The following is a 16,614-nucleotide window of genomic DNA, read 5'->3' as shown; positions in this document are numbered from 1 at the left end:
AAAAGTTGATCCTGTTGGATTTTTGGACTGTATGGTGTGTTCCGTGCATAAATAAATTAAAAGAGTTGTCTACTCAATTAAATTTGTTAAATGAGGATGCTATTGTGGTTCCTGTAACCAAAAATAATGCAAGTTCGGCTCAACATATATTGAAGCAAAATGATGTGGATTTGTTCACTATTTATGCCGATAGCATGCTAATCCGATATTTTCCTCATGTGAGTGTCCCTCATCAGATATGGATTAAAGATGGGATAGTGACTTATATAACGGATGGAAATCTTACCACAGTTGCTAACATCAATGATTTTGTAATGAACAAACCCGTTCAATTGTTGCAAAAAGAATCAGAGATAGACCATTCAGACCTTAATAAATTAACAATATCGGATACGAGTCAAATGATTGCAGATAATACTATTTTTAGTAGCTCATTTACAAAAGCCTTGCCTTATAACATATTTGCAGTATCTGAAAAAAACAATCATTGACATTGTTCAATCATTCTATTATCGGATTGCTACTTTATGCAAACCGTGATAATATACCGTTTAGTGGTATGAAAAATCGGATTATATGGCGTATTTCAGATTCGCTTAGGCAAAGGATGGAATTGCCCTTGGAGCTCATTAATACGAAGGATTATAAGACAGAAAGCAATCTTAGGCAATGGAAAAAATCTAATTTATATTGCTATTATCTTACTCATATAAATGAATTGGGGGAAAAACAAAAGATGGATTTATACAAACAGGATCTCTCTCGTTTTCTTTCCTTAAGATTTAATGTTAAGGCTTATGTCGTTGATAAAAGAGTAGAATCATTCTGTCTTTATGTAAAAGATAAAACCGTTTTTGAAAAATTCCAAATGCAGAATGGTGCTCCCAAAACATCTTCCGATGTAAATTCATATACTTTGGTCAATAGACCATTAAGAAACCTAATTGCCTATTTGCGCACCAACAATTTTAGAAATAGTCTTCCAATTGCTGACATGACAGATTATGCTGGTAATGTAAGTCTCAAGCTGGAAGCAGATCCTAAGGATTTGCATGCTGTTGATAAGGCGCTTTATCAATTTGGGTTGGGTATAAAAAGGGGTATGTCAACCTTACCTATGTTGATCGTAGAAAGGAGTGGTAGCGATGAATAAATTTAAATATTTTATTATTATTGGATTAGTATACCTTTTTAATACAGTTTTTGCGCAATCTAGGTATACTGGAACTGTAGTTGATGACATTACAAAAGTCGGAATAAAAGGTGCTACAATCAAAAACTTAAGATCTGAAGTGTTGGCAATATCTGGCGCTGACGGAAAATTTCAGATCATTTCAGACATACAGGATTCAATCTGGATATCGTCTGTTGGATACAGGGCTAAAAAAGTGGCGATCAATAAAACTAATCTCCAAGTAACTTTGATACCTCATTCTGTTTTGATGGATGAAGTAGAGATCAGTACGGGGTATTATTCATTGCCAAAAGAACGGGCTACTGGAAGCTTTGATTTTATTGACAATACACTAATACAGCGGAGTACCTCTTCTTCTATTTTGGATAGGCTTGAGGATATTACACCCTCGCTGCAATTTGACAAAAGAAGGGTGGGACAAATTACTGGTGATAATGAACGCGTAGCTATGCGATTAAGAGGGGCTAATACTATTTATGCTGACGGTTCACCTTTGATTGTCTTGGATAATTTTCCTTATGATGGTGATATAACGGGTCTAAATCCTAACGATATTGAGTCAATTACCGTACTTAAAGATGCAGCTGCAACTTCCATATGGGGTGCGCGTGCTTCAAATGGGGTAATTGTCTTGACTTCCAAGAAAGGAAAGAAAGATCATCCACTCTCAGTATCCTTAAATGCATTAAATTCATTCTCTTCCAAACCAAACTTAAAGTATGGAGATGACTTTATTCCAACAAAAGATTACATCGACCTTGAGAAGGAATATTTTAATCGGGGTATCTATGATGCGAAGTATAATGATGTCGCAAAATCTCCACTATCACCCGTTGTTATGATGTTATTTAAACACAGGAACATGGAGTTGAGCAACTCAGAATTAAATAATATGTTGCTGCAGTTATCTCAAATTGATATTCGTGACCAAGCTTCACGTTATTTATATCGACCTGCTTTTTCACAACAGTATAATTTGAATATGCAAGGTGGTTCTCAGCAATTGAGCTATTTCTTTTCTGGCGGATGGGATGGAAAGCGAATGACTGATATGGGTAATCATCAACAAAGGAGTACATTTTCTTCTTCGCTCAGCTATAGTCCGATTAAAAACTTAAATGTAGATTTTTCATATGGTTTTATAGCCGAGAATAGTCTGTCCAATGCAGTTGATTTTAGAAGCTTTTCTTATCTATATCCCTACATGTCACTTCAAGAAGATGATGGAAACCATGCATCTATTGTAAAAGACTATAATCTTGACTACGTAAAAAATGCATCTTCGGAAGGTTTATTGGATTGGTCTTATCGACCATTGGATGAACTTATTTTGCAGGATAAGCACTCGGATAGAGATGAAAATCGTTGGACTTTTGGGGTCAACTATAATCTATTGAAAGGAGTACGGTTCTCATTTAATCTACAATCTTTGAAAGCTATAACTAATAATCGGAATCTTAATTCAAAAGATGGTTACTATGTCAGGAACTTGGTCAATCGTTATACCCAGTCTGATGGTTTTCGAGCCTTCCCATATGGTGATATATTAAATCAAGGTAAACAAAATCTGCTTTCCAGATCTGGAAGACTGCAACTGGATGTCGATCAGCAATTTGGGGCAAATCGTGTTGTTTTACTTATGGGAACAGAACAACGGGAAGTTAAAAGTAAACTGGACGACTATACTCTTTATGGTTATGATGACGAATTACTTACTTCTCAAATGATTTTGGATTACACAAAAGTTTATCCACTGCGTCCGCAATCATCTGGTCGTATTCCTTTTCCGTCTAGTGCATTGAGAGAGAACATTGACCGTTACTTGTCTTATTATGCCAATTTTGGTTATGATTGGAGATCCAGATACATGATTTCTGGTAGTATCCGATGGGATGCCTCTAATTTGTTTGGTGTGAATACGAATCAAAAGGTGTTCCGCTATGGTCAACAGGTGTTGCATGGAATATGATGGAAGAATCATTTTTTAAAAATGATCTTGTGCAAATGTTGAAATGGAGAGTTACCTATGGAAAGAATGGTAACATTGACCGAAGTATGACTGCTTTTCCAACCGTTTCTTACAGTGTAAATTCGACGACTAATCTACAGCAGGCTTTAATTACGTCTCCAGGAAATCAAAATTTGCGTTGGGAGAAGGTCACTACTTTTAATTTAGGTGCTGATTTTAGATTGTTAAAAGGGAAGCTTAACGGCTCCTTTGATTATTATCGGAAGAAGTCAGACGACCTTATTGGAATAGACTTGATTGATCCGACGGTGTACTACGGAGGTACGCAAGCAAAGCTTAAGCGTAATTATGCGAAGATGGAAACAAAGGGATTCGATTTAACCCTGGGATTGAATGGAATAGGGAATAAGGTGAAATGGTCCAATGAATTCTGGATATCACGCACGAGTAATATGGTAACAGACTACTATGGTGATAATACGGTTTCAGTCTCAGGATATACTAGAGGTATGGATAATCGTCCTATAAAAAATAACTCCATTGATGAAATGTATAGTTTGCCTTGGTATGGTCTAGATCCACAGACTGGTAATCCTTTGGTAGAAAATGATGGAGTATTAAACACGGAGTATACCAAGTATATTAATGGACTCGCATTAGATAAACTCGTTGATCACGGAAGCAGTATTCCGATTTATAGTGGAGCGTTTAGAAATAATCTTCAATGGAAATATCTGTCTATTAGTTTTAATATCGCATTCAAATTTGGGTATTATTTTAGAAGAAATTCAGTGGAATATAGTCTTTTGCTAACTAATGGAAAAGGGATGCATGCTGATTATTTGGATCGGTGGAAGCAACCAGGAGATGAATTGAAAACGAATGTGCCATCTAATCCCTTTGCAAATGTAGCAAATAGAGATATGGTGTACACTCGTTCTGAAATATTGGTGGAGAAAGGAGACCATATTCGACTTCGCGATATCCGACTAGATTATGCAATGTCTCAGTTTTTGAGAAGTAGATCTAAAATCTCAAATTTATCTGTTTATTGCTATTTAAACAATATAGGTATTCTTTGGAGGAAAAATAGAAAGGGTTTGGATCCTGATTTTCCATCAGCATCATATTATTTATCTCCTCGTATGCTTTCGATTGGATTAAAAATGAATTATTAAACTTTAAAACTGCTATAATGAAAATTAAAAAGATAATATTCATTCTCTTAACTTTTCTTTTTACAGTTATTCTTCAGGGATGTAAAAAAGAATGGTTGGAGATTCGTTCTTCAAAAGGATTGGTAATTCCAAGTACCTTGTCAGATGCCGAAGCTATTTTGAATAGGACAACAATCATGAATGAAGGGAGAACAAGCCCACTTGGCGATATTGCTGCAGGAGATTTTATAGTACCTTCATCATATTGGCGAAGTCTTGTTCCATGGCAGGCAAATGCTTATTTGTGGAAAGAAGAATTGTTTGTTGACAATATTGGTTTGGAAAACTGGGGGAATTTTTATCAACAAATTTACTATGCAAATTTGGTTTTAGAAATTTTAAATAAAATTGATAAAATTGACGATCAAAAAAATATAACAATGTAAAAGGTAGAGCTTTGTTTTTTAGATCATGGGCTTATTACCAGTTGGCACAGATTTATTGCCTTCCTTATAGCGAACAAAATATAGGTAAACCGGGATTGCCGCTAAGAGATGGTACTGATTTAGATGTTAAATTAATTCGATCTACTATTGGACAGACTTATTTACAAATGAGAAATGATGTGTCGGAGTCTATTCAGCTGCTTGATGAAACATCTATTAATATGTACCAACCTAATAGGAGAGCAGCACTCATGTTATTATCTCGTGTTAATTTAATAATGGCGGATTATAAAAGTGCTTTGCATAATAGTGATGAAGCTATAAAGTTAAATGGTGAGCTTTTAAATTATAATAATTTGGATCTTACTAAAGCCTATCCATTTCCAGATGGCAATGTTGAGGTTGTTTTTTATACTTCTATAAGTTATGCGCAGGTCATGTCGGCAGTACGTATTGATATTAGTCCGGAATTACTCAAAGAATACAGCGATAATGATCTTCGCAAAAAAGGTTTTTTTGTATTGAAAAATGGTCTTACTAATTTTAAAGGTTCATATACTGGTCCGAATGGTTATTTTGGAGGTCTTGCAACAGATGAATTATACTTAATTAGATCGGAATGTTATTTGCGGAGTGGCGATCTTGATAAGAGTAGAGCAGATCTGAATTTTTTGCTGTCTAATAGATATAAAGATTTTCAGCCTATAACAGATCTTTCAAGTGATGAATTATTGAGCCGTATTTTATTGGAGCGACGTAAAGAACTGTTATTACGTGGAGTTGCGTGGACTGATTTGAAAAGATTGAATCTTCATAAAAATACAGAACGAACAGTTACTAAGATTGTAGAAGGAGAGACATATTCTTTAGAACCAAATAGTTTACGATACGCTATGCCGTTCCCGCAAGTGGTAGTTGATCTAGGTAGCTATGCACAATAATGATATATAAAAAGATACCTCCCGCAAAATATGTATTAGCGGGAGGTATTTAATTATATTCGTTAGAGTTTAGTTTTCTTCACGAAATTTGGCTGAAGAGAAAGGAACTGATCCTCCCTCTAACTGCGTATCATCGATATGATTTGCAGGTGGGGTTCCGTTTGGATTTGATTCTAACTGTATTTCACAAACAATTGGAAGTTGTTGGTCGCTACATCCACTAGTAGGGGACGAATTACCTGTACTGGAGATATTTCCAGTAGCATCCACTGGATACCACATCAGACCAGCTGAATTGTAGTTTTCCACCAAATTAAAAGAACTAAAACCGATTATTGCAACTGCAGCTACCATAGCCATTGCATTTTTTTGATGAAATTAATGATATTCATCTTATGTTCCCATTTTTATAATAGCAAAAAACGTCCTCCAAAAAACTTTATTTTATTGTCATTGATCAGTAATATGCTTTAGCGAGGTGTACCGATCTGTCTGTTCCTCGGGATCTCTTTTTACGGGGTGTACCATCACGTATCATAATTTAAATTTGTACCGGCCTACCCGGGAATAATGCGAATTTTTTGGAAATATTTTTCTTAACCTACAAAATTCAGTACGAAAGAAGATGATAAGTAGAACGAAAAACTTCTTATAGGAGATTGGTTGAACTGTGCACTTATCAGGGTTATTATCTATGGGGTTGGTTGGTCCAGTCAAGTACCATCCCAATATAGATAGGCTGAAAAGAATAATATTCACAATAAGATGCCAATGCCACGAAAGTTCATTAAAGACAGAAGCACATCCACATGGTAGTTTTGAGTACAATCCCATCACCCCAAGGCTCATATAGATGCTGAAGATGAGTAACAAAATTGCTGAAAGAAGGTAAGCCCAGCGACGGTACTGTCCAATAAATAATAATCCGATAATGAGTTCTCCAATAGGAAGACTCCAATACAGGAAATCTGCCAACAAAGATGGAAATGGCTGTTTAAGTAACGCACTGTGAAAAGCTTCCAAGTTCCATAGCTTATCTGTAGCTACAAATAGCCAAAATATGATCATAAAGATATGGATGCTATTGCTGGTGATATGTCTTATATTCTTTTTCATGATTGACAGGTTTACTATTTATTTTCTTCGCTTTGCTATTTATTTAAATTGCTAAGGCTAAGGTCGGGACTAAGATTGAGGATGAGTTGACGATTTTGGTTCTTAGAACCTTACGATTTTAGCCTTTTGTATTGCTGTGGTTGCTTCCGAATGGGGGCGATGTAGAAAGGTATAAAGAAAGGAAGCAGTCTTTGGTGAAACTGCTTCTCTTATTTTTTTATGGAATGTATCTGTGTATAATTATTTACCTTGTGTTTTGAAATATTCTGTGGGACTCATCCCAGTATGACGGTAAAAGAAATGATTGAACGTCTCACGATGTTTAAAATTGCAGGTGTCAGATACATTTGAAGAGGGATTGCCAGCTAAAATTAAATCTGTTGCCTGTTTTAAAATTACTTCGTTCTTGTATTGCTGCATGGTTTTGTTGAAATATTTGAAGTGTATCTTATTCAAGTTTCTAAAGTTAGCGCCAAAGTCTTCAGCAAGTTTTGTTAAAGTAAAGGAATGTCCTTCGAGTTCACAATAGGTTCTGATACTGTCATGCAATGCAAGTGCAGTTTTTTCATGACCATCAACACGTTCATATTCATTAAAAATTTTTTCAGAGGAGAGCCTAATCAATTCTTTGACAGCGGTAAAAATATGTTCTTCATTTTCTAGTTTTCCTTTTTTTAGATTATTGACTAAATGTTTGATATGTGCGCGTGTACGTGTACCGACTTCAAAATCTATACTGACACAGGAATATATACTTTGACTACGATGAGCTTCAATGAGAGGATGTAAAAAATGGAAAGGTCGTTCATTGCCATCACGAAAGATTTTACAACGAAAATAGAGATTAGATAAATGGCTCTGGCCTTTTGGTATATGCAATTCATACAATCCTGCTGGTAAGTAAATATAGCGACCTCTTAAGGGATTGATCGTATAGCTTTTATTTCCCTGCAGATCTTTAATCAGGATTGATCCAGTTGATTTTAATAGATGGATTAAGTGGATGTCTGATTTTATGATCTTAAAGGGGATAATACATTTATCTGTAGACTTGACGTCCAATAGATTGATAAATGCTAATAGGCCATCAAATTCTTGTAGGATTGCTTCGGATTGTGCCCGTTTATAATGCCGGTTATTTCCATTTTTCATAACCATAAGTGATTTCATTGTGAGATGATGAACCTCAACGGCAGTGCCAAGTGTAGCATCGAGCTGGAGTTGTAGTGATTTTAACATAATTATGAGTTTTAAAATTGTTAATTTTTGATATTTATAAATGTTCACCTAAAGTTCATAAAAAGGAAATCCAAATAATTGGGTTTTTGAGCCCTTTTATTTGGGTTTTTGAGCCCAATTATTTGTGTTTTACTATTCATTTTTTCTAAAACAGGGTGCCACTGTCCTTCACTCCCCGTTGTGACGAGGGGACTTGTTTAAGTGTCAACTTCGGCTTATCGTACACTTCAAAACAAAGATAAATCGGATAATTGCGTAGCGTAGGGGCAATGAATAGGGTATTCTACACCGGATAGACGGCTTAAATGGTGTTTAAAAGGAGGTGAGGGGTAGTCTATAAGAAATAGGGTATATTCAGCTGATTTTTATAATCAGCTCTACAGAGATCTAGGTCTTGTTTTTAAGGAGAAGTTGATCGGATGATGTAGGGGTAACGGGGGTATACCCCTACTTTTTATAATTATCTGTTTGAATCAGGGTGTCTTTCAACTAATTTATTTATGATCTTCAATTTTTTTGGGAGATACAGGATATTCATGGGAGTTGAAATTATTTAATGAAATAGTCTTGTTAGTGTGATATAGTAGTATTTATAATATGCTCAATAGGAGAGATAGATTCTTATTTCATTGCAGTTTTCGTCGACCGTATGAAGGATTTTCTACAGTAAGATTTCGGATACTCGCTTTTCTTTATACAGCGTAAATGGTGGACGGAAGTGTTTGATTTATTTTGTTATGTAGGAGATTGATTTGATATCTGGTAAAAGGCATCTTGAGCATGCATGTATTTGCGGTATACATCTTCGCAACCTACTAAGAGCTTATGGTGTCTGATGAGAACTTTATCAACTTACTTGTTTTATATTCGAACTGCTGATCAAATAGTCTGCGGAACTTGCTGTAAAACAAACGAAAAGATTTTGATGTAATCTCTGTCATGGTGTCGCTAAGATGAGAGGATTTGGAATCTAACTCTAATTTTGATATTACAAATAGTAGTTATTGTTTGTCTTTAGAACGTTCTTCTTGGTTCAAATGGAGAACCGTAATTCCGGATTATCTATATAGTTTTAATATTAATCGGATCGTAAATGGTTTATTTTTTTGTGTGTTATTATTATTTAAACTTAAAGCTACATACATATTTTGGAAAAGGACTATTTTCTTTTGTAAAATTCTTGTTGCGGTGAGTTTTTTTTAGAATTAAAAAATTATTTCTTTTGAGATAGACTATTCTAAGATGTGAACTGATATTGATTATTTTTCTGAAAGATTTCTGTAGCGCATCTTTTGAATAAATATAACAGTTTATAGGTAGGATACCAATTTTTGCCTAGGTTTTCATTGTATTATGTCGTTAATCATTGTTTAGACAATAATTGACAAGTATTCGTTTTATAAGATTAACTGACAGGTAAAGTTTTTTGTTACATATGAGTTGAAAAATAATTTACTGAATATCAGGCAGTTGCAATATTTTTGAATATTTTTATATGCTAGCATATCATTTTGCTATTTCAAATTTAAAAAATGATATATATTTGTTTTAACATTTTTTTAACAAAGTATACTAACTGATCTTTTAAAAAATAAAACTAACTAAATTAATACTGCTGTAAAATTTTAGTCGTAGCAAATCTGATGGATAAAGAACATAAATCCTTGATTTTATTATAAAAACCTATTAAAAGAGTCTTAATGATATTTAATAAGTTTAATTATTTTACATTTAAAGCAGTCAATTTGTATCTTTTTTTGCAATAATTGGTTAATTGAATTATTATTTTAACTTTGCTTTTAACATTTTTTAACAACTTGTTTTTTTACTAAATTTTAAAAGAGTACAGAAATAATCTAAATTAGTTAAAAACTAATACCTATTGACCAAAGTAATATTTACAAGTATTTAGTGTAGTATTATATTAATAATACATTAAATAAAAAATTGACAATCGATTGCGTTTTTTCGTTATGGAAAAATAACTGAGAATACCAAGTCATATAAAGTTTGAATTTTAAGAATTGTTGCAGCATTTGATTTCTTAAAATTCTATGAAAAGAAACTTACTTAACCAAAGCCTTTTTTAAGGCTTTACATACTTAAATAAACATAAACATATGAAACAAACATTACTCAGTTTTTTGCTTGGGGGTGCTATTCTGACTTCAGTAGCATTTGCTCAAGAAAAAAAATTAGTGGTACGGTTACAGGTGCAGATGGTAAGGGAATACCGGGTGTTACTGTTGTAATTCAAGGCACTAATCTCGCAACTCAAACGGATGGTAGTGGTAACTATTCTATCAATGCGCCGATTGGAAAAATCGTAATTTTCAAATCTATTGGTTTTTCTGATAAAACAATTACAGTATCTACCAGTTCTACTTTGTACAATGTTACTTTAACTAATAACGAATCTGTATTAGATGAAGTTGTTGTGACAGGTGCTGGTTTAACTGCTAGTAGACGCTCTATTGGAGCTGCCCAAACGACCATTAAATCTGATGATCTTCAAAAAGCTAAACCAACTAACATAGTAACAGGTTTGACAGGGAAAGTTGCAGGTTTAACCGTGCAAGGGGTTGGCTCTGGAGTTAATCCAAATTACCGTGTTATGTTACGTGGTATGCGATCTTTGACAGGTAATAATACCGCTTTGATTGTAATTGATAACGTGATATCTCCTTCTTCTATGTTAGGAAATCTAAATCCTGACGATGTTGAAGACGTAACCGTATTAAATGGATCTTCTGCTGTAGACAATACTACAACATTTGAAGATGTTAACTTTTTACCAAAAGTTCAAAAACGTTTTGGTTCTGGGTATTCCGCTCATTCCATTTTTTATGTTCCTTATGAAAACCAACAATATGGACCTGCTTTTGATGGCTCTCTTGTTCAAATTGGTGATCCATTGCAAGATGGTTCTATTCAACAGGGTGCTTATTCCTGGTCTGGAGATAAAGATAAATTCTGGGAAACTGGTGTTACAAATATGACAAATTTATCTGTAGCTTCTAAACATGAAAACAGTTCATTTCGATTTTCTGGTCAATATTTGAATTCCACAGGTACTGTTCCGTTTGATAAATATAATAGAGCTTCAGCACGTGTCAATGGAACTAGAAAATTAAATGATATTTTCAATATTACTTATACTTCATATTACGCACAAAATCGTTACGATCAAACATCAGCAAATGCAAACATCTATGATGCTGTATTACAATCTCCAGGTCATATAGGTTTAACAGGTTATAAAGACTGGGAAAATAATCCATTTGCTAACCCGAATGGTTATTATAATGCTTATTATAATAACCCTTATTTTATAGCCGCAAATAATCGCCAAAATATCCGAAATGATTATTTTATGGGTAATGTGGAACTTAATTTTAAACCTTTGCAGTGGTTAGATTTTATGGGACGTGTAGGTATGACCACTTCAAACCAATCCTACAAATATACTACTGGTAAATTTGCATATACAGATTATGCAGCTGGCTTACACGGTGCTTATAAGGCAACGAATATTTCTGGGAGTGTAGCTGATGCATTTTCTTATTCGACGAGTATTGTCTCAGATTTTAATGCACACGCAACACATACTAACGGCGATTTTAAGTTTGATTACACAGCATTATTCCAATATGTACAGAATCAAAATTCAAATTTAGGAGCTACAGTAAATGGATTAGTTGTTGACGATATTTATAATCAAGGAAATAGTTTAAATCCACCTGCAACTTCTCAGTCACAATTTCTTGCTAGAACTTTCGGATTAGCTGGGAAAATTGATGTAGCCTATAAAAACTATTTGTTCTTAACATTAACCGGGAGAAATGATTGGGTTTCTATATTAGATCCTGATAATCGCTCGTTTTTCTATCCTGGCTCGACACTATCATTTGTAGCTACAGATGCAATAGAAGGATTGAAGGATTTTGAAACTTTAAATTTTTTGAAATTTAGAGGAAGTTTATCTAAAGTAGGGCAAGTGAACGTAGGTAGTACAGCTAATTTTGGGGCTTATGCCACTGTTCCTACTTTCGGACAAGGTTCAGGGTACCCATATAATGGAATTGGTGGGCATACTGTTGGAAATCAAATCGTTCAACCGGGTTTAAAGCCGGAAATGACTAGGTCGATTGAATTTGGTTTTGAATCTGCATGGTGGAACAATAGAATTTCTGCTGACCTGACTTATTTTAATAATAAAACCACAGATAATACTGTTCCCACAGGAATTTCATGGGCATCAGGATATAGTACTTATTTGTTGAATGCTGGTACTACAACAGGTAAAGGTATCGAGTCGAGATTAAGTATTTCACCGATTCGAACCAATGACTGGGATTTAACATTAGGAGGTAACTTTACTTACATCAAAAATGAAGTTGTTGAAATCGCTGAAGGTTTAGATCAATTGGCTTTAGCAACATATACAGGAGGTGCGGGTTCTTATGCTGTTAAAGGACAGCCTTTCCCGGTTATCATGGGAACTGCCTACGATCGTGATCCAGAAGGTCGTATCATTGTAGACAAAATAACAGGATATCCGACAACAGATGGAAGTCTTAAGTTTTAGGAGCGGCATTACCTACTCATACTTTAGGCTTAAATCTTTCCTTATCATATAAAGATCTAACATTCTATACAAGTGCTGAATATCGTACTGGTAACTATATCTTTAATAATGGTGCTGATTTATTTGATTTCTCAGGTTCAGGTATTAACACTGCTGCATATGATCGTGAACGCTTTGTTATTCCGAATTCATCATATTGGGATGAAGCTACCCAAGCTTATGTAGCAAATACAAATGTAACAGTATATGATGGAGGAGCTGATTATTGGACCATGGCTACCGGAAGACGTAATATTGATGAAACATATGTTACATCAGCAGCATTTTGGAAAATTCGTGAGATGTCATTATCATATAATTTACCGAAAACTTTGCTAGCAGGGCAGAATGTAATTAAGAAAGCCAGAGTAAGTGTACAGGGACGTAATTTGTTTTTATGGACACCAGCTACAAACGTATATACAGATCCAGAGTATTCAGATGGAAACGGATCGTCTAATGGTAATGCAATTGGTTTAACAGGTTTGAGTCAAACTCCGCCATCTCGTTACATCGGTTTTTCTGTTAGTTTAACTTTTTAATTTTGTATCTCATGAATAATAAAATAAAATATTTATCTATAGGATTATCAGCGTTATTAGTGTTTTCTTCTTGTGAGAAAGCATTAAATATCAATGAAAATCCAAACTCACCAACGAAATCTACTCCTGAATTGGTGTTGCCTCAAGCCATGGTAGCTACAGCTCTATCTGTTCCTGCCTATAATACATATGGTTCTCGATTGGTCGGTTATTATGCTACCTCTGGAGGTGTTTCAGGCTGGGGTGATATGATCACTTATGATTTTTCAACTGGTTTTATGACTGGATTGTGGAGTACACCTTATAATACGTTAACGGATTTACAGTATGTAATCGATAATGCTGGTGATTCTAAAGTCGTGTATGCTCAGGCTGCTGAAGTATTAAAAGTTTATAACTTTGCAAATCTTGTAGACACTTATAATGATGTTCCATATACAGAAGCTCTAAAAGGAAGTGCGATCCTTACGCCGAAATATGATAAAGCAGCTGATATTTATGTCGATCTAGCTAAGAAGCTAGATGCTGCTATAGCATTTTTTAAAACTGCGACAGCAGATAATGCTTTTACAGGAAGTGATGTTATTTTCAAAGGAAATATGACCTCTTGGGCTAAATTTGCAAATACATTAAAATTACGTTTAATATTAAGAGCTGGTGATAAAGCATCATTTGCAAATAAAACAATAGATGCAATTGGTGTTATTGAGGGTGATGTGATTGTACAACCTACATTTACAAAAATTGCAGGAAAACAAAATCCAATGTGGAATACTTGGGCTTACGGCGCGGATAATGCCGCAGTAGGTACTTGGGGTACACAGTTTATTCCAACACCATATGTTATGGCATTTTATGATGGCTTTAAAATATCTGATTCAGAAAGAGCGTCATTAGTATTTGCTAATGGTACATCGACAAATAAAAATCAATTAGGTAACACGGATAATCCTCCTGCTGGTATTGCGCCTTCGGCTTGGGTGATGCGACCAGTTTCAGGTACGATCAGTGCAACAAATTATAGAGGTTTAGGGGTAATAAAAGGTCCTGGTGCAGGGCAACCTTTAATGTTAGCTGCTGAAGCTCAATTCTTAGCCGCTGAGGGAGTTGTAAAAGGATTAGTATCTGGGTTAAGTGCTGAAACTTATTTTGAAAATGGGATTAAAGCTTCTTACAATTATTTGTATAAAAATGAGGCGGATGCAGCAACAAAAACGGCCGGAGATGCTAATGCTTATTTAACTACATACAAAACAGAAAATTCAACATCTAACTTGGTGAATTTTAATTTAGCTACTACCGAATCACAAAAGTTGGAAGCGATTATAACTCAAAAGTATATTGCTTTGAATTTCTTGTTTGGACATGAAACATGGAATGAATATCGCCGAACTGGTTATCCTTCTATTAGTGGAATCAATAATACAGCTAATTCTAGAACTACTTTTGTTTCTATAGCATCAAGAGCAACATCTCCGGATAAATTACCAACTAGAATTTTATATCCAAATACTGAGTTTAGCTATAATGCAGCTAATGTACCTTCTGTGGATAAGTATTCATCAAAAATATTTTGGGCAAAATAAAATTTAAAAAAACATGAAAAAGATATTAAAATATATTTCTTTAGCATTGGTACTATCCACGATTCTATCATCTTGTTTGAAGGATAAAGAATTAATTGGTCCTGACGCTGATGGTTCAGTTGCTAATATAATCGAATTCGGAGACGTTTCGGTACCAGTATCTGCAGAGACAAGCTCTATTCCTTTATACTCTTTAGCATATGATATTGCGCCAACAGGAGTTCTGAATTTGAAATTGAAATGTGTCGGTGCAAAAAAGCTGAAAGTGACATAAAAGTTGTAATTGCTGTCAATAATTCTCTAATTGAAAAATATAATGAAGAAAATGAGACTGAATATGCAGAACTTTCTCCATCACTTTACAGTTTAAGCTCTACTGAAGTAACTATTAAAAAAGGAGAAAGAGAGGCTTTAATTCCAATTAATTTAAAGCCAGATCAATTTACGTTTGATGAAGATTATGCAATTGGTTTGACAATTAAATCTGTATCTGCTGGGGTAATATCTGGAAATTTTGGAAATATTATTCTTAATTTAGGTGCTAAAAACTTTTTCGATGGTGTATATAAATATACAACATCTGCTACTACATCATTGGTTCCTAACGCAAATAAAACAGTAAAATTGGTTACCGTTGGAAGTAATAAAGGATCTTTGGATCCAGGGCTTTTAGGGACTTATTCCAATGAAGTTGTGTATACAATAGATGTTGCAACAAATCAAATTACAGTTGCTTGTCCTTCCCTCGGAGTTCAAACACCACAAGATGTAAGGAGTGTTTACGACCCAGCAACTAAAACTCTAAAAGTTTACTGGAAACAAGCAGGTGGAGGTAGAACTTTTGAAGAAACATTTGTTTATACTGGTCCTAGATAGAAATAAAATTAAAAATGTTTTAAAAGCCGAAGAATTATACTTCGGCTTTTAAGATAAAGTAATATCTTATTAGAAGCCAATTTTTATGAAAACATTTATGTTTATTTTCAATACCTTAATTGGTATTACTTTTTGTCTTGGGCAAAATAAGGTAGCAGAACCAGTGGTAGGTTCCGAAAATTTTATTAAGGCAGTTAATGAAAGATTTATGTTATTAGATTCTGAAGTCAGTAAAGATATATCGGGTGAAATTATATTGGATCTAAGAGTAAATGAATCCGGTAAAATTGATTCTGCTGATATTGTGAAAGATCTTGATTCTGGAATGGCATTACGTTTGTTAAAAGCAGTGAAGTCTTCTGGAGATTGGAAACCAGCAATAAAGGATGGACTAACAGTTGCTTCCTGGGTTCGCTTACCCTATAAAGTGTTGAATACAAGTGCATCTTCAAAAAGTTTAAACGGAAGTATTGCAGAACCTGTTGATGGTATGGAAGTATTAATCGAAAAATTCTATAAAAATTTTCAATATCCAGATGAGGCGTTAAAAGCTGGTATATCAGGAGAATATGTTTTGAGTTTTATAGTGAAAGAGGATGGTAAGGTTAGCGCAGTAAAATTGAAAAATGATCCTGGATATGGAATTTTAACAAATGCTGTTCGCGCCTTAAATAGAGCAGGAAAATGGAAGCCAGCAAAAGAAAATGGTATTCCAGTTAAATCAACAGTAATTTTACCGTTTACTTTAAAATTGAAAGAGTTTAGAAGGCATATTTAATAAGATCTTTTTAAAATTTTTAATTAAAAGCCGTGATTTTATCACGGCTTTTTTGTTTTATTATCAGTTACTTCCATTAAAGTCTATAGCAATATATACGTTAATGAGAATAGGCTTCCAATTATTGGCATATTTATTTTTT

At 34.2% G+C, this 16,614-nt stretch carries 16 protein-coding genes and 1 pseudogene; 14 read left to right on the top strand and 3 right to left on the bottom strand.

Features of this window, described 5'->3' with window-relative positions; translation table 11 throughout:
- From L950_RS19130 to L950_RS35805, 6 genes are all read left to right on the top strand, one after another.
- The coding region (locus L950_RS19130) for a TlpA family protein disulfide reductase (protein WP_231577447.1) at nucleotides 1–491 on the top strand (491 nt) is incomplete at its 5' end.
- Nucleotides 492–736: 245 nt separating this feature from the next.
- Complete coding sequence (locus L950_RS28860; protein ID WP_156169762.1) at nucleotides 737–1,153, top strand: hypothetical protein; 417 nt, start codon at nucleotides 737–739, stop codon at nucleotides 1,151–1,153.
- Nucleotides 1,146–3,164 (top strand): TonB-dependent receptor plug domain-containing protein, encoded by a 2,019-nt coding sequence (locus L950_RS19120; protein ID WP_031288752.1) that lies wholly within the window; start codon nucleotides 1,146–1,148, stop codon nucleotides 3,162–3,164. Before L950_RS28860 ends, L950_RS19120 begins: the two co-directional genes overlap by 8 nt.
- A complete protein-coding gene (locus L950_RS19115; RefSeq protein WP_031288750.1) occupies nucleotides 3,161–4,342 on the top strand; it encodes a TonB-dependent receptor domain-containing protein in 1,182 nt (393 codons plus the stop codon). The genes L950_RS19120 and L950_RS19115 overlap by 4 nt, the downstream gene beginning before the upstream one ends.
- 17 nt (nucleotides 4,343–4,359) lie before the next feature.
- On the top strand, nucleotides 4,360–4,767 hold the full coding sequence (locus L950_RS19110) for a RagB/SusD family nutrient uptake outer membrane protein (RefSeq protein WP_021190817.1): 408 nt from the start codon (nucleotides 4,360–4,362) through the stop codon (nucleotides 4,765–4,767).
- Nucleotides 4,768–4,778: 11 nt separating this feature from the next.
- On the top strand, nucleotides 4,779–5,708 hold the full coding sequence (locus L950_RS35805) for a RagB/SusD family nutrient uptake outer membrane protein (RefSeq protein WP_084825500.1): 930 nt from the start codon (nucleotides 4,779–4,781) through the stop codon (nucleotides 5,706–5,708).
- Nucleotides 5,709–5,777: 69 nt separating this feature from the next.
- On the opposite strand, the gene L950_RS19100 is transcribed toward L950_RS35805, so the two are convergent.
- From L950_RS19100 to L950_RS19090, 3 genes are all read right to left on the bottom strand, one after another.
- Nucleotides 5,778–6,062, bottom strand: a complete 285-nt coding sequence (locus tag L950_RS19100; protein ID WP_156169761.1) for a hypothetical protein — start codon at nucleotides 6,060–6,062, stop codon at nucleotides 5,778–5,780.
- Nucleotides 6,063–6,242: 180 nt separating this feature from the next.
- Nucleotides 6,243–6,824 carry a MauE/DoxX family redox-associated membrane protein gene (locus tag L950_RS19095; RefSeq protein ID WP_156169760.1) on the bottom strand — a complete coding sequence of 194 codons (582 nt, stop codon included), beginning with the start codon at nucleotides 6,822–6,824 and terminating at the stop codon, nucleotides 6,243–6,245.
- 240 nt (nucleotides 6,825–7,064) lie between these two features.
- Nucleotides 7,065–8,063 carry a helix-turn-helix domain-containing protein gene (locus L950_RS19090; RefSeq protein WP_021190813.1) on the bottom strand — a complete coding sequence of 333 codons (999 nt, stop codon included), beginning with the start codon at nucleotides 8,061–8,063 and terminating at the stop codon, nucleotides 7,065–7,067.
- A 2,120-nt stretch (nucleotides 8,064–10,183) separates the two neighbouring features.
- Here L950_RS19090 and L950_RS35800 point away from each other — a divergent pair.
- From L950_RS35800 to L950_RS27030, 8 genes and pseudogenes are all read left to right on the top strand, one after another.
- Nucleotides 10,184–10,315, top strand: coding sequence for a hypothetical protein (locus L950_RS35800; protein WP_021190812.1), 132 nt, complete (start codon nucleotides 10,184–10,186; stop codon nucleotides 10,313–10,315).
- Nucleotides 10,258–10,443 (top strand): annotated as a pseudogene (locus L950_RS37475) (carboxypeptidase-like regulatory domain-containing protein); the annotation flags it as partial. The gene L950_RS35800 and the pseudogene L950_RS37475, both read left to right, overlap by 58 nt.
- 6 nt (nucleotides 10,444–10,449) lie before the next feature.
- Entirely contained in the window at nucleotides 10,450–12,651 is a 2,202-nt protein-coding gene (locus tag L950_RS19085) for a TonB-dependent receptor domain-containing protein (RefSeq protein ID WP_031288743.1), read from the top strand.
- Nucleotides 12,652–12,923: 272 nt separating this feature from the next.
- Nucleotides 12,924–13,232 (top strand): hypothetical protein, encoded by a 309-nt coding sequence (locus L950_RS19080; RefSeq protein WP_031288742.1) that lies wholly within the window; start codon nucleotides 12,924–12,926, stop codon nucleotides 13,230–13,232.
- An 11-nt stretch (nucleotides 13,233–13,243) separates the two neighbouring features.
- Nucleotides 13,244–14,818, top strand: a complete 1,575-nt coding sequence (locus tag L950_RS19075; RefSeq protein ID WP_021190811.1) for a SusD/RagB family nutrient-binding outer membrane lipoprotein — start codon at nucleotides 13,244–13,246, stop codon at nucleotides 14,816–14,818.
- A 13-nt stretch (nucleotides 14,819–14,831) separates the two neighbouring features.
- Nucleotides 14,832–15,092 (top strand): hypothetical protein, encoded by a 261-nt coding sequence (locus L950_RS19070; RefSeq protein ID WP_021190810.1) that lies wholly within the window; start codon nucleotides 14,832–14,834, stop codon nucleotides 15,090–15,092.
- Nucleotides 15,059–15,694, top strand: coding sequence for a DUF1735 domain-containing protein (locus L950_RS19065; protein ID WP_021190809.1), 636 nt, complete (start codon nucleotides 15,059–15,061; stop codon nucleotides 15,692–15,694). The genes L950_RS19070 and L950_RS19065 overlap by 34 nt, the downstream gene beginning before the upstream one ends.
- An 85-nt stretch (nucleotides 15,695–15,779) precedes the next feature.
- A complete protein-coding gene (locus tag L950_RS27030; protein WP_021190808.1) occupies nucleotides 15,780–16,472 on the top strand; it encodes an energy transducer TonB in 693 nt (230 codons plus the stop codon).
- Nucleotides 16,473–16,614: the final 142 nt, after the last annotated feature.

The sequence above is a fragment of the Sphingobacterium sp. IITKGP-BTPF85 genome (assembly GCF_001006065.1).
In the GTDB taxonomy this organism is placed as follows: Bacteria; Bacteroidota; Bacteroidia; order Sphingobacteriales; family Sphingobacteriaceae; genus Sphingobacterium; species Sphingobacterium anhuiense.
Note: the sequence above shows the minus strand (reverse complement) of the source record. Positions and strands in the feature narration are given on the sequence as shown.